Origin of the sequence: Pseudoalteromonas arctica, assembly GCF_012927645.1 — a bacterium.
GTDB classification, from domain to species: Bacteria; Pseudomonadota; Gammaproteobacteria; order Enterobacterales; family Alteromonadaceae; genus Pseudoalteromonas; species Pseudoalteromonas arctica_A.
This window is the reverse complement of record NZ_JABBMT010000006.1, coordinates 151,660-164,996: the sequence shown is the minus strand read 5'-3', so window position 1 is coordinate 164,996 and position 13,337 is coordinate 151,660. Positions and strand designations below refer to the sequence as shown.

Annotated in this window: 12 protein-coding genes and 1 pseudogene; 7 read left to right on the top strand and 6 right to left on the bottom strand. The window is 41.3% G+C overall.

Annotated elements, in window-relative coordinates; translation table 11 throughout:
- The first annotated feature begins 439 nt into the window (after positions 1-439).
- The 5 genes from HHO47_RS06140 to HHO47_RS06120 all read left to right on the top strand — a co-directional run bounded on the left by HHO47_RS06140 (position 440) and on the right by HHO47_RS06120 (position 6,184).
- Positions 440-2,248, top strand: coding sequence for an assimilatory sulfite reductase (NADPH) flavoprotein subunit (locus HHO47_RS06140; protein ID WP_169019491.1), 1,809 nt, complete (start codon positions 440-442; stop codon positions 2,246-2,248).
- A gap of 54 nt (positions 2,249-2,302) precedes the next feature.
- Positions 2,303-4,000, top strand: coding sequence for an assimilatory sulfite reductase (NADPH) hemoprotein subunit (gene cysI / locus HHO47_RS06135; RefSeq protein ID WP_169019490.1), 1,698 nt, complete (start codon positions 2,303-2,305; stop codon positions 3,998-4,000).
- Between the two features lie 42 nt (positions 4,001-4,042).
- Positions 4,043-4,783, top strand: coding sequence for a phosphoadenylyl-sulfate reductase (locus HHO47_RS06130; RefSeq protein ID WP_169019489.1), 741 nt, complete (start codon positions 4,043-4,045; stop codon positions 4,781-4,783).
- A 104-nt stretch (positions 4,784-4,887) separates the two neighbouring features.
- Complete coding sequence (locus tag HHO47_RS06125; RefSeq protein WP_169019488.1) at positions 4,888-5,625, top strand: substrate-binding periplasmic protein; 738 nt, start codon at positions 4,888-4,890, stop codon at positions 5,623-5,625.
- A gap of 34 nt (positions 5,626-5,659) precedes the next feature.
- Complete coding sequence (locus tag HHO47_RS06120; protein WP_169019487.1) at positions 5,660-6,184, top strand: DUF4124 domain-containing protein; 525 nt, start codon at positions 5,660-5,662, stop codon at positions 6,182-6,184.
- On the opposite strand, the gene HHO47_RS06115 is transcribed toward HHO47_RS06120, so the two are convergent.
- The 4 genes from HHO47_RS06115 to HHO47_RS06100 form a co-directional block, all read right to left on the bottom strand.
- Positions 6,185-6,433, bottom strand: coding sequence for a hypothetical protein (locus HHO47_RS06115; RefSeq protein WP_169019486.1), 249 nt, complete (start codon positions 6,431-6,433; stop codon positions 6,185-6,187).
- A 129-nt stretch (positions 6,434-6,562) separates the two neighbouring features.
- The gene (gene acnA / locus HHO47_RS06110) at positions 6,563-9,310 is read right to left on the bottom strand and encodes an aconitate hydratase AcnA (RefSeq protein WP_169019485.1); all 2,748 of its coding nucleotides are present in this window, start codon (positions 9,308-9,310) and stop codon (positions 6,563-6,565) included.
- A gap of 209 nt (positions 9,311-9,519) precedes the next feature.
- Positions 9,520-9,948, bottom strand: coding sequence for a hypothetical protein (locus tag HHO47_RS06105; RefSeq protein WP_169019484.1), 429 nt, complete (start codon positions 9,946-9,948; stop codon positions 9,520-9,522).
- 76 nt (positions 9,949-10,024) lie between these two features.
- A complete protein-coding gene (locus HHO47_RS06100) occupies positions 10,025-10,399 on the bottom strand; it encodes an RNA-binding S4 domain-containing protein (protein ID WP_169019483.1) in 375 nt (124 codons plus the stop codon).
- A gap of 257 nt (positions 10,400-10,656) precedes the next feature.
- On the opposite strand from HHO47_RS06100, the gene HHO47_RS06095 reads away from it, so the two are divergent.
- Positions 10,657-10,944 (top strand): hypothetical protein, encoded by a 288-nt coding sequence (locus tag HHO47_RS06095; RefSeq protein WP_169019482.1) that lies wholly within the window; start codon positions 10,657-10,659, stop codon positions 10,942-10,944.
- 56 nt (positions 10,945-11,000) lie between these two features.
- Complete coding sequence (locus HHO47_RS06090; protein WP_211183626.1) at positions 11,001-11,510, top strand: hypothetical protein; 510 nt, start codon at positions 11,001-11,003, stop codon at positions 11,508-11,510.
- Here HHO47_RS06090 and HHO47_RS06085 read toward each other — a convergent pair.
- Both HHO47_RS06085 and ntrC read right to left on the bottom strand, forming a co-directional pair.
- Positions 11,446-11,870: pseudogene (locus tag HHO47_RS06085) on the bottom strand (cyclic nucleotide-binding domain-containing protein). The gene HHO47_RS06090 and the pseudogene HHO47_RS06085 overlap by 65 nt on opposite strands.
- Before the next feature lie 65 nt (positions 11,871-11,935).
- On the bottom strand, positions 11,936-13,321 hold the full coding sequence (ntrC, locus tag HHO47_RS06080) for a nitrogen regulation protein NR(I) (RefSeq protein ID WP_169019481.1): 1,386 nt from the start codon (positions 13,319-13,321) through the stop codon (positions 11,936-11,938).
- Between the last annotated feature and the right edge of the window lie 16 nt (positions 13,322-13,337).

The following is a 13,337-nucleotide window of genomic DNA, read 5'->3' as shown; positions in this document are numbered from 1 at the left end:
TGGTAAAACAACATACGAAAAGCAATAGTTCAATAAGAAGCAAGTGTGTAAGAGCGTGTTATGACGATGCTTTTAGAGAGGAATTGTTGTTCGGTTAACATCGTTAACAAAGTGTGCTCGCGCCCTGGTTGAATAGACCAGGAACAGGCATGATTAAATAGTAATTTCGAGCGCTGTTTATTGTGCTGTGTTAGCTGATAGTTAGTATTTTTAGCTTTTAATCTGTTTTTACTGGTTAATTTATAAATTAATAACTAAATGGAATAACAAAGCAGATTCTATTCTTTTTTTATTCGCCCATACCCCGTTATTCTTCACACTCAAAGAATCCTCTAAGGCTAGATTGTAGCCATAGAGTTGAGGCAAATTTTAGGCAAAGTGATCACTGCAATTAATGAGTATTTTGTAGATAGCTTTAAGGGTTACGGGGAATTAATTCATGTTGTTAGGTCAACTCAACGCAGCGGCAAGCCCGCTATCGCAAGAGCAAGTACAGAAGTTGCAAGGTTTAGTCGCTGAGCTGAATCCAATTCAACAGGCTTGGGTAAGTGGTTATCTTGCGGCAAATGCTAATACGGCAACCTTCTCAGGTATTACGACGGGTGCCCCAAGCACTGGAGAAGCCGCTGCATTGACCATTTTATATGGTTCGCAAACAGGCAATGCCAAAGGCGTAGCAACGAAACTAAAAGAGCAGGCTGAATCACGAGGTTTGGCTGTTAAACTTGTTAGCATGGCTGATTACAAACCAACGGCTCTGAAAAAAGAAAAGTTCCTAACAGTGGTTGTTTCAACTTACGGTGAAGGTGAGCCGCCGGAAGATGCAGAAACCTTACATGAGTTTTTAGCGACTAAAAAAGCCCCTAAGCTTAATGGGGTTAAAATTGCGGTGATTGGGTTAGGTGATTCAAGCTACGAATTCTTCTGCCAAACAGCAAAAGATTTTGAACAACGTTTAAATAAATTAGGTGCTGAAACTGTATATCAGCGTGCAGATTTAGACGTTGATTACGATGATGAAGCGGCTACCTGGATCACGGGCGCATTAGATAATTTTGAACCTGATTTAAAAGCGCAGCAAGGCGCAACAGGTGGTCAAGTAGTCGCGTTTGGCGCACCAGTGACAGCTGCAAGCCAATATACTAAGCAAAACCCATTTGCAGCAGAGCTGAGCTTAGTGCAAAAGATTACTGGTCGTGATTCAAGCAAAGACGTGCGTCACGTTGAAATTTCATTGGAAGGCTCAGGTATTACCTATACGCCGGGTGATTCGCTAGGTGTGTACTTTTTAAATGATGAAGCATTGGTTGATGAAGTGCTTGAGCTTACGCAAATTGATGCTACAGCTACCGTTAAATTAGGTGACGCCGAATTAAGCATTCGTGATGCATTAATCGAAAAATTAGAGCTAACTCAGTCATACCCAGGTTTTGTTGAAAAGTACGCAATCGCAACGGGCGTACCTGAGTTACTAAAGTTAGTAGAAGATAAAGCAGCAATGCGTGAATACATTGAGCCTCGTCAGATATTTGATGTGATCCGCCAAAACCCAGCTAAAGTCGAAGCACAAACCCTTGTTGATTGCCTGCGTAAGCTACAAGCGCGTTTATATTCAATTGCATCGAGCCAAACCGAAGTTGAAGACGAAGTGCATTTAACGATTGGGCTTGTTGAATTTGAAGCGTTTGGTAGTGAGCATTTAGGTGGCTGTTCTGGTTACTTAGCGCGCCGCGCTGAAGAGGGCTGTAAAGTAAAAGTATTCAGCGAGCATAATGATAACTTTCGTTTACCTGCGAACGACGAAACGCCAGTGATCATGGTCGGCCCTGGTACAGGTATTGCGCCGTTCCGTGCTTTCCTACAAGAGCGTGATGCACGCGGCGCGTCAGGCAAAAACTGGTTGTTCTTTGGTAACCCACATTTTACTCAAGACTTCTTATATCAAGTTGAAATTCAGGGTTATTTAAAATCAGGCTTACTAAGTAAAGTTGATGTGGCGTTTAGTCGTGATCAGGCTGAAAAAATCTATGTACAAGATAAGTTACGTCAAAACAGTAAAGGCGTATTTGCATGGCTAGAAGCTGGCGCGCATTTTTATATTTGTGGTGACGCAAATCGTATGGCGAAAGATGTTCATCAAGCATTAGTGGATATCATCAAAGATAATAGCGGTAAAAATGATGAAGACGCTGAGCAGTATTTAAAAGATTTACGTAGCGCAAATCGCTATCAGAAAGACGTGTACTAAATACACGTTGCATACTTTACAACAGCCGTCACTGTAACAAATTTAGGATTAAATATGAGCGAACAAGATAACAACGTAAAGCTTTCTGATAACGAGCGTTTGAAAAGAGAAAGTAACTTTTTACGTGGCACTATTGAACAAGATTTAAAAGATGAGATCACCGGTGGCTTCACCGCAGATAACTTTCAGCTAATTCGTTTTCACGGTATGTACCAACAAGATGACCGTGATATTCGTGGTGAGCGTGGTAAGCAAAAGCTTGAGCCATTACACAACGTCATGTTACGTGCACGTATGCCTGGTGGTATCATCAAGCCCGAGCAATGGTTAGCGATTGATAAATTTGCTGATGAAAAAACCAGCTACGGCAGTATTCGTTTAACCACCCGGCAAACATTTCAGTTTCACGGTGTATTAAAGCCAAATATTAAAGGTATGCACCAAATGCTTGATAGCGTGGGTATCGACTCAATTGCGACAGCAGGAGACGTTAACCGTAACGTATTGTGCACCACAAACCCGGTTGAATCTGAGTTACATCAAGAAGCGTACGATTGGGCTGCGAAAATTTCTGAGCACTTGTTACCAAAAACTAAAGCGTATGCTGAAATTTGGCTAAACGGCGAAAAAAGCGAAACCACAGAAGAGCCAATCTTAGGTTCAACTTACTTACCACGTAAGTTTAAAACCACAGTAACTATTCCACCGAACAACGAAGTGGATGTACATGCAAACGACTTAAACTTTGTCGCGATTGCTGATAACGGTAAATTAGTTGGTTTTAACGTGCTAGTAGGTGGTGGTCTTGCTATGACTCACGGCGATACTGCAACGTATCCACGCAAAGCCGATGACTTTGGTTTTATCTCTCTCGAAGATACGTTAACAATTGCTGAACATGTGGTGTCTGTACAGCGCGACTGGGGTAATCGCTCAAACCGTAAAAATGCAAAAACTAAATATACCTTAGATCGTGTAGGTACTGATGTATTCAAAGCGGAAGTAGAGCAGCGTGCAGGAGTTAAATTTGCACCAAGCCGCCCTTATGAGTTTACTCATCGTGGCGATCGCATTGGTTGGGTTGAAGGTATTGATGGCAAGCATCACTTAACCTTATTTATCCAAAGTGGCCGTATTTTAGATTTTCCGGGTAAACCACTAAAGACAGGTTGTCGTAAAATTGCTGAAATTCACCACGGTGATTTCCGTATGACGGCAAACCAAAACTTAATTATTGCCGGTGTACCGGCCGATCAAAAAGCAGTAATTGAAGAAATAGCCCGAAACCACGGGTTGATTGATAACAAAGATTCAGAGCAGCGAAAAAACTCAATGGCCTGTGTTTCACTGCCTACTTGCCCTTTAGCGATGGCGGAAGCCGAGCGTTATTTACCAAGCTTAATTGAAAAAACCGAAGCGCTGCTTGCTAAGCACGGTATTCCTGATGACAGTATTATTATGCGTGTTGTAGGTTGCCCGAATGGCTGTGGTCGTGCAATGTTAGCTGAAGCAGGGTTGGTGGGTAAAGGACCTGGTAAATATAACGTCTACTTAGGTGGCAACCTTGAAGGTACTCGTATTCCTAAGTTGTATTTAGAGAATGTTGGTGAAGACGTGTATTTAGAGGCATTTGATAAATTAATAGGTCAATGGGCAAGTGAGCGTAACGACGGTGAATGCTTTGGTGATTTTGTGATCCGCAAAGGCATTGTTGCTGAAGTTAAAGTCTCAGTAACCGATTTCCACGCATAATTTAAAGCAAGTGTTCGTACTTGCTAAGGTTTGGAATTTACTATGAGTGAATTTAAAAACATTTTACAGCTTGATAAAGAAAGCCAAGTAACACTGCTTACTGATGCTAACGGCATCTTAAAAGATATGAATGCTGAACAGCGAGTTATTTGGGCGCTGGAAAATTTACCTGACACGCAGTTTTTATCATCAAGCTTTGGTATTCAAGCCGCGGTAATGTTGCATTTAGTAACGTCACAAAAAGCGGATATTCCAGTGGTGCTAACTGATACCGGTTATTTATTTCCAGAGACTTATCAGTTTATTGAGCAAATGACCGAGCGGTTATCACTCAATTTAAAAGTGTATAAGTCGCAATTAAGCCCTGCTTGGCAAGAAGCCAAGTTTGGTAAGTTATGGGAGCTAGGCGAAGCGGGTATTAAACAATATAACCAGCTTAATAAAGTTGAGCCCATGACTCGCGCATTAAAAGAGATAAATGCAGGTACTTGGTTTAGTGGCTTGCGCCGTGACCAATCATCAACCCGTGCCGATAAGCAAGTTATTGAAATTAGTCGTGACACGGTAAAGGTTTATCCAATTATCGAATGGTCAAACCGTGATGTTTATCAGTATTTAACTAAGCACGATTTACCATATCATCCGTTATGGGAAGAAGGGTATGTGTCGATGGGTGATGTGCATACCACGCGTAAATTAGAGCCTGGTATGACTGAAGAAGAAACTCGTTTTTTTGGCCTAAACCGTGAATGTGGCCTACACATTGATGGTGATGGTATCTAACCCTAAATACCAATCTGAATATTCTTAAAGCGCAGCCTAGCTGCGCTTTATTTTTTTGACTACAATACAGTTACAGTCAGGCGTTATAGATATGTAGCTATTTTATGAAACTGTATTACATAATTTTGTTTTTAATATTTTCCAGTAATCTTTTTGCCGAAAATCTTCGGGTTGCTTTACCTGATAAGGACTACCCCCCCTTTCACTTTGTCAGCTCAGAAAAAAAAGGCATTTTACATGATATTATTACAGCATTTTCAAAGTATTCAGGGGTGCAAGTAGACTACATTTTTGTGCCAGAAATGCGTTCAGCAAAAATGCTGCAACGCGGTGATGTTGATGTACGGATGGAGTCTGAGGCTTGGTTTTTAGGTGATGGATCTTATTATTGGAGCCAAGGGATAGTAATGATTGAAGATGTACTCGTTGTGACTCGTGGGACTGAGTTAATTGATTTTAAAGATTTAGCTAGTTTAAAGGGCGGTGTGTTACTCGGACGATTTGGCTATGTTTATCCAAAATATGAGCAATCAGTAACTAATAAGGTTCTGCACCGCGAAAATTTTTATTCTGACTTAGAAATATTGCAAAGTTTGTACAAAGACGTTGATGCCAGTAAACGTTTTACTGTAATGTCACGCTCTGTCGTAAGCTGGTATATACAAAAGTACCCTGAGCTTGCTGCTTTATCCATAAGTGATGTGAATGTCGGTGAAGCGCAGCTGCAATTGCAATTTTCTTATAATGCGAGGGGTAAAAAGTACGCGAAAGAATTTAATGATTTTTTACAAAGTTTAAAAGATGATGGCGGCTTAGTTAAAATTATAGCTCGCTATCAATGATAATAACAGAATAGTGTAACTCAAAGGATTGAAAATGAAGTATTTTGCTTACCTTGCTATTATGGTATTGCTGATCAGTGTTGCGGCATTATTTTACTTGCAGCGACCCGACGGCCAAGCGTGGTTAACCAGTGATGGTATTAGTAGTAAATCAAATCAGCTAACAGAGCAAGTGGTTGCATTATCAAGTAACACCTTTGCCAGAGCTGCCAAATTGTTTAGTGAGACCAGTCAAAACATTGTAGGATCTATTGCCTCAGATACTTCGCCGCAGGCTATGATAATTTACAGGTGGCAAGATGAACAGGGTCAATGGCATTATTCAGATACCCCTGACCCTGACGGAAAAAGCAGGGAAATGGTTCTCGACCCTAACGATATAACAGTTGTTGCAGCCGAGGATACCGCTATTTTAAAAGGCAGTGCTAAAGCTCCTAGTATCGGGTTTACGCCAACGTCAGTTTATGATCCTGTGTTGATAAAAAAACTGTTTGAAGATGCAGAGCAAGTAAAGAGCACATTAGAGCAGCGCTCTAAGGCGCTAGATGCTACACAGTAATTAAGTATGTGATTGTGCGCGTTTGTTGTGCTCCGCTTCTATATTCATCAGTACAATGGTGAGATAAATTTTAGTCGGTAATGAAAATAAAATGCCAACTGCAATAAAAGTCGCACCGATCATAATGCCATGAATACTATTTTGTTCGGCTAACAAATCCGATACTAATAAGTAATGCCCTGCTAAAATCAGCGATATACCGAGGATTATAAATATCTTAAGTATTCTTATGAGTTTTTGTTCAGTCATACAATACACCAGTTAGTTGGTAATTAGCTGTATTAAGTGTAGTTAATAATGAGCAAGTTGACTTGTTTTACATCAAAAAGTTAAGGGCTAAGCAAATTGACTTTGCAAAGCCCTAAAATTATGGATTGATTAACTAGTTAACATATTACGCAGTACATATTGTAAAATACCGCCATGTTTGTAGTAATCCCACTCTTTGGGAGTATCAATACGGACATCGGCACTAAAGCTTAGTTTTTTGCCTTCGCTATTAGTGGCAACGACACTAACATCTTTGGTTTTATCGTAGAGACCTTCGATATCGAACTGCTCTTGACCTGTTAACCCCAGTGATTCATGGCTCTCACCTGCTTTAAATTGCAGTGGTAGCACGCCCATGCCAATTAGGTTTGAGCGATGAATACGTTCGTAACTTTGCGCAATAACCGCTTTAATACCTAATAATAACGAACCTTTTGCAGCCCAATCACGCGATGAACCAGTACCATATTCTGCCCCCGCTAGCACAACTAATGGCACGCCTTGCTGTTGATACGCCATTGCTGCATCGTAAATACTGGCAAGCTCATCATCAGGTTGAGTGCGCGTTACACCGCCTTCTGTGCCTGGCGCAAGCAAGTTTTTTAAGCGTACATTGGCAAATGTACCACGCATCATTACTTCATGATTACCACGGCGAGAACCGTATGAGTTAAACTGCGATTTATCTACGCCATTTTCTTGTAAGTATTCGCCAGCAGGCGCGCTTGCTTTTATTGCACCTGCAGGGGAGATATGGTCCGTGGTGACGGAATCGCCAAGTTTTGCTAAACAGCGAGCGCCCGAAATAGTAGGGATGCCTGGTGGTTCTGTCGTCATACCATCAAAAAACGGCGCTTTTTTAATATACGTTGAGGCATCATTCCAGTCATAAAGTTTACCATCAGGAATTTTGATCTGTTGCCAGCGATCATCACCTTTGTAAACATTGCCGTAGCTTGAGGCAAACATTTCTTTGGTGACGGTTTTTTTCACGAGTTCATTTACTTCACTTACTGAAGGCCAGATGTTTTTCAGGTAAATATCATTACCATTAGCATCTTGCGCTAGAGGCTCGTTGTATACATCGATATCAGTGCGCCCAGCAATTGCGTAAGCAACAACCAACGGTGGTGAAGCTAAAAAGTTCATTTTCACATCTTGGTGAATACGTCCTTCAAAGTTTCGGTTACCTGATAATATAGAACTTACCACCAGTTTATGTTTTTGAATCGCGTCAGAGATTTCATCGGCGAGTGGACCTGAATTACCAATGCAGGTGGTACAACCATAACCAACTAAGTTAAAACCAAGGGCATCTAAATCATCCATTAGACCTGCTTTTTCTAAGTAGTCAGTGACCACTTGTGAGCCAGGTGCGAGTGATGTTTTTACCCAAGGTTTTACGTTAATTCCTAACTGGCGAGCCTTTTGCGCAACTAAACCTGCGGCTAAAATCACACTTGGGTTAGAAGTGTTGGTACAGCTAGTAATGGCAGCAATTACACAAGCGCCATCTTTTAACTCAAACTTTTGGCCTTTAAAGTTAACCTTTGCTGCGCCCATAAATTGCGCTTCATCGGTTGGCTCATCAGGATTGGTAGTAGGGCCTTCACTTTCAATACGAGCTTGTTGTTCATCGCTTTTATCACGAGTTGCTATGCGTTCATCTTGAAAAGTTTTTAAATGATTGGCAATAATTTCGCCAGCTTGATCCAGTGCTATTCTGTCTTGTGGGCGTTTCGGACCGGCAAGGCTTGGCACTACATCATTTAGATTTAATTCGAGCTTGTCGGTGTAATTTGCTTCATCACCATCGTTACGCCATAGACCTTGGTGTTTCGCGTAGTCTGCTATCAGTTTGAGCTGGGTTGCATCGCGGTTGGTTAAACGAAGGTAGTTAATCGTTTCATCATCGATAGGGAAAATACCGCAGGTCGCGCCATATTCAGGAGCCATATTTGCTATGGTTGCACGATCTGCTAATGGTAGATCGGCAAGACCATCGCCATAAAACTCTACAAATTTACCGACAACGCCATGCTTACGCAGTATTTCAGTAACGGTCAGTACTAAATCAGTCGCTGTGGTGCCCTCAGGTAAACGGCCATTGAGCTTCATGCCCACCACTTGCGGGATCAGTAAGCTAATTGGCTGGCCTAGCATTGCAGCTTCTGCTTCAATGCCGCCTACACCCCAGCCAAGCACGCCTAAGCCGTTGATCATAGTGGTATGTGAATCAGTACCGACTAAGGTGTCAGGGTAAGCAAATTTTTGCCCATTGCGCTGTTCATTAAAGACAACACGGGCAAGGTATTCTAAATTCACTTGGTGAACAATCCCCGTTGCTGGTGGCACAACTTTTAAGTTATCAAAGGCAGTTTGGCCCCAGCGTAAAAACTCATAACGTTCTTTATTGCGTTCGTACTCAAGCTTGGCATTTAAATCAAATGAGCCATCTTCACCATAACCGTCTACTTGCACTGAGTGGTCGATAACGAGTTCAGCGGGAGATAGTGGATTTATTTTCGCAGGATCGCCGCCAAGTCTTTCCATAGCATCACGCATGGCAGCCAAATCGACGATTGCTGGTACGCCAGTAAAATCTTGCATAACTACGCGAGCGGGTGTAAATGCTACCTCAGCACTGGGCTTGGCTTGTGGATCCCAGTTTAGCAGCGCCTCAATATCTTGTTTTTTAATATTTACGCCGTCTTCATTGCGTAGTAAATTTTCGAGTAGGATCTTGAGCGAGAACGGCAGTCGCTTGGCTTTATCGCCTAAACCTTGCAGTGAATGGATATGAAACTGCTCACCATTGATAGTGAGTTGTTTTTGGGTGTCAAAACTATTGTTCATTATGTGCCCCTAAGTTAAATGAATATCCTTAAATGGTACTTAATTGGTAAATGTAACCTCTCTTTGAAGAAGAATAAAAAAGCAAAGTATATACCAGTATATTTTGCGCGATTTTCATACAGTTAATAGAGTGTATATGATGCTGAAAATTTATATTTCAAGCGTTTGCAGTAAAACAATAGCAGCTCAATAGCGCCTTATTTACTGTTTTACAGTAGCCAACCTTGCTGCTTGCCTTTGTGGCTTAGCAGTAGCAGGATAATTGCAATAACGACTACGAATATTGGCATAAACACAGCGCTGGCACCGAGTAATTCAATACTATTAATTACAATGAAATTATAAAATTGCTGGATAAAAATCCCAGTAAGTGAGAGCGTAAATAGCGTTTGAGCAAGGGCTTTTTTAAGTAATAATAAAATACAGCCCAATACACCACCAAAAACCGCAGTAGCGAATGCAATAGTTGACCAAATTGGCGTGTTTGAATATGCAGCTTGTTGTTCTACGGGGAGTTTACTTATCATGTCTGGAGTCATAAGCATTTGCATAATGAATGCAATTACCCCAAGTAAGTTCCAAACTAATGCGGCCCAAGCAATACTTTTAATCCAACTAGGGGCTGTTGAAGTCGTCATAAAATTCATTCTATTTGTCGTTATTTAGAAAGTAATTAAAGACGACCCGAAAGTGTTTTACAAGTTATGCTGGTGATTAACCAAATGAAATTGGACGACGCCCCGTTTTTTCATCTACTTTAGGCTTTTTAGTACGTTTACGTTTGTTTTTAGGTGCCGCTGGTGTTGGACTTTGTACACTTTCAGAATGAGTATTTTCCACAGCACGTTGCGCAGGCGTTGCATCTTCACTTAGGGTTAGCTTAAATAGCTCACCATCAAATTCAAGAATGTCGCCACTGTATAATTTTTTCCGCTTGATTGTACAAATTTCATGGTTAATGCCAACATAGCCTTCAGTGATGAGGTTTTTGGCTTGGCCACCACCTTCGACTAAATCAAGAACTTTTAAGAGTTTACATAGCTCAATTGGCTCTTCTTCTAATTCAATTTCAATATATTCGTCGTTCATGTTTGATCTCATTAAGGTAGGGCGCAGCCTGTATTATAAAGGCTGTGCGCGACTTTTGCATCAAGCTGCCAAAAGTATACAGGGTATTAAATAGAATTAACCTGAAACTTTTTTGACTTTTCTACTGTCTTTAAAAAAACGGTAGTAATTCAAGCGTAGTATCCGCGTCAGCAGCTGGCCTGTAATTTGCTATTCGTGTCGCATTCGATACTTAGTTGGTCATCTTATTACAAATGCCACAGTACTGGAGATTTAAAATGGGTGTTAGATCAGCCATGAAAAAAGAGTTAATGGGCTTGGAAGGTTCAGGGTTTATGACCGCTGATGATGTAAGGTCTGAACTTAGCAAAATTGTAAAAAAAGCGCCTGATAGATCAGAGCGTGATTTTTCTTTGATTTCGCGTTTTAACGACAATCACAGTCAATTGAGTTGTGGTGAAAATAGCAAAGAAAAGCTACTTGAGTTTCAGCGGCATCGTTTATTTAAAGACGTTTTGTATACGCGTAAAAGTGTTGATGCGTGGCTTGATAGCCAAGTAAATTAGTTTGCTATACAAGATAAATTCGACTAGACTACACTTGTAATCTAGTCGAGGTGACTATGAAAAATGGAATTTTAATTGGCATGTTGTTATTTTTAACAGCTTGTCAGCACCCTACAGTGTATGTCTATACGAAGGGGTTAACTGCTTTGCAAAAACAAAAACTGGCAGAGCAACTACAACAGCAGACCTTGCCTTTTCAATTTACTGAACTGCCAGTACCCAAAGAGTTTAGCGCTGCAACATTATTAACCTCAGAAGATAAAATACTGACTTCTGAAACAGAGCAACTTGCAAATATTATGCAAGCGATGGGTTATCAGCCGCAGCTTAATTATGTGTCGGTGGCAAATCATTACTATAGCGATGGCAATATTGGCTTTTACTTACGTGGTGAGCAAATAGAGCAAGGTTTTGAGATGCCGAAACAGATGCATACTACAGCTTGCACTGAAGATCGCTACAATGGCCTCAAAGTCAGATTTGTTGATAACTTGGTTGAATTTACTTTACTAAATGGTGCCCGTGCTCAGTTAGTTTGGCAATATGTTCGCTCATTCCTTCAATAATACGGTCTTTAATTTTCTAGCAGATGACATTAGGCAAGCGAGTAAGTGCCTCTGGGGCAATGGCAAGTACTCAGGTGTCGGTTTTAGCGCGAGTACTGGTGCTACGCTCTCGGTTATTGATAAAGGCACCTTCGCCAATAAGCTCACCGGGCTCTATTGTGCCCAGTTCCATTAAATGGCTGTGCTTAAACACCACAATAGCGCCGCTGAGAACAATATACAGTTGTTTGTCGTTATCAAGCTGTTTAAACACAAAGCGTCTTTATTGATTAAGTATAAGTGACTGAATGACTCCAGTAATACTTGGCGCTCATTGAGGCTGAACTCTCTAAAAAAACTCAGCCTATTAAGTATCTCCATCTGCTTTATTAATGGAATATGCCCGATTAATTTTAACTTATTTTTCTTCGTTTGAGCATGGGAAGTTAGTTGATATTGCGCTCTTTTAATTTACGGGTCAATGTATTGCGTCCCCAGCCTATTTTTACAGCGGCTTCTTGTTTATGCCCTGCACAGTTTGCCAATGCGGTTTTAATTAGGCGGGTTTCTAATTGCGCTTGTACATTAGGCCAGATGTTTTCTTTGCCTTGCTTCAGCTCTCGGTTAAGCCATTTTTGAAAGGCATCAAGCCAATCGCCCTCCTGTTGAGTCTCATCAATTGCTAAGATCTCTGGAGGTAAGTCTTGCTCACTCACAAGCTCGCCGGGAGCCATAACGGTAAGCCAGCGGCAGGTGTTCTCTAGTTGACGAACATTGCCAGGCCAGTTGAACAAGCGTAATAAGTCGGTGGCTTTTGAGCTGAGAATTTTGCTTTCGACTTGTAAGTCTTTGGCGCTTTTATGTAAAAAATGCTGTGCTAAGCGTTCAATGTCTTCGGTACGTTCCCGCAGTGCAGGTAGGCGCAGGCGCACAACATTTAAGCGATGAAATAAATCGTCTCTGAATTTGCCTTGTTTTACTAAGTCTTCAAGGTTTTGATGAGTCGCGGCAATGATCCGCACATCAACTTTAATACTTTGATGGCCACCAACACGATAAAATTCACCATCCGCTAATACGCGTAATAAACGAGTTTGTACATCTAATGGCATATCGCCTATTTCATCTAAAAATAGCGTACCGCCATTGGCTTGCTCAAAGCGACCTTTGCGTACACTATCAGCACCAGTGAAAGCGCCTTTTTCATGTCCGAACAATTCAGACTCAACTAGTTCTTTAGGAATGGCAGCCATGTTAAGGGCGATAAATTGATTTTCTTTACGCGGGCTGTGATTATGTAGGGCACTTGCGACGAGCTCTTTACCTGTGCCTGATTCACCATTAATTAATACACTCATGCTTGAAGCGGATAATTTACCAATAGCACGAAACACTTCTTGCATTGCAGGTGCTTCACCAATGATATGAGCGCTTTTAGGCGGGGCAACTTTACGTTTGGTTTTTTTCGCTGAATTTGCGCGACAGGCACTTTCAACTAAAGCAACTGCTTCATTCAAATCGAATGGCTTTGCTAGGTATTCAAATGCGCCTTTTTGAAACGCATTCACCGCTGAATCTAAATCTGAATGCGCAGTCATGATGATCACCGGCAAGCCAGGGGTTTGCTCAGCGATCAATTCTAATAATGCCATACCATCCATACCAGGCATACGTACATCAGATACCAGTACAGTAGGTTGGCTAAACTTTAATGCTGACAGCACGTCTTGTGCATTAGAAAAACTTTCAGCATTAAATCCTGCGCGAGTTAGTGCTTTTTCAAGTACAAAGCGAATAGATGCATCATCATCAACCAGCCAAACTGTTTTCATGCAAACTCCAAAAACT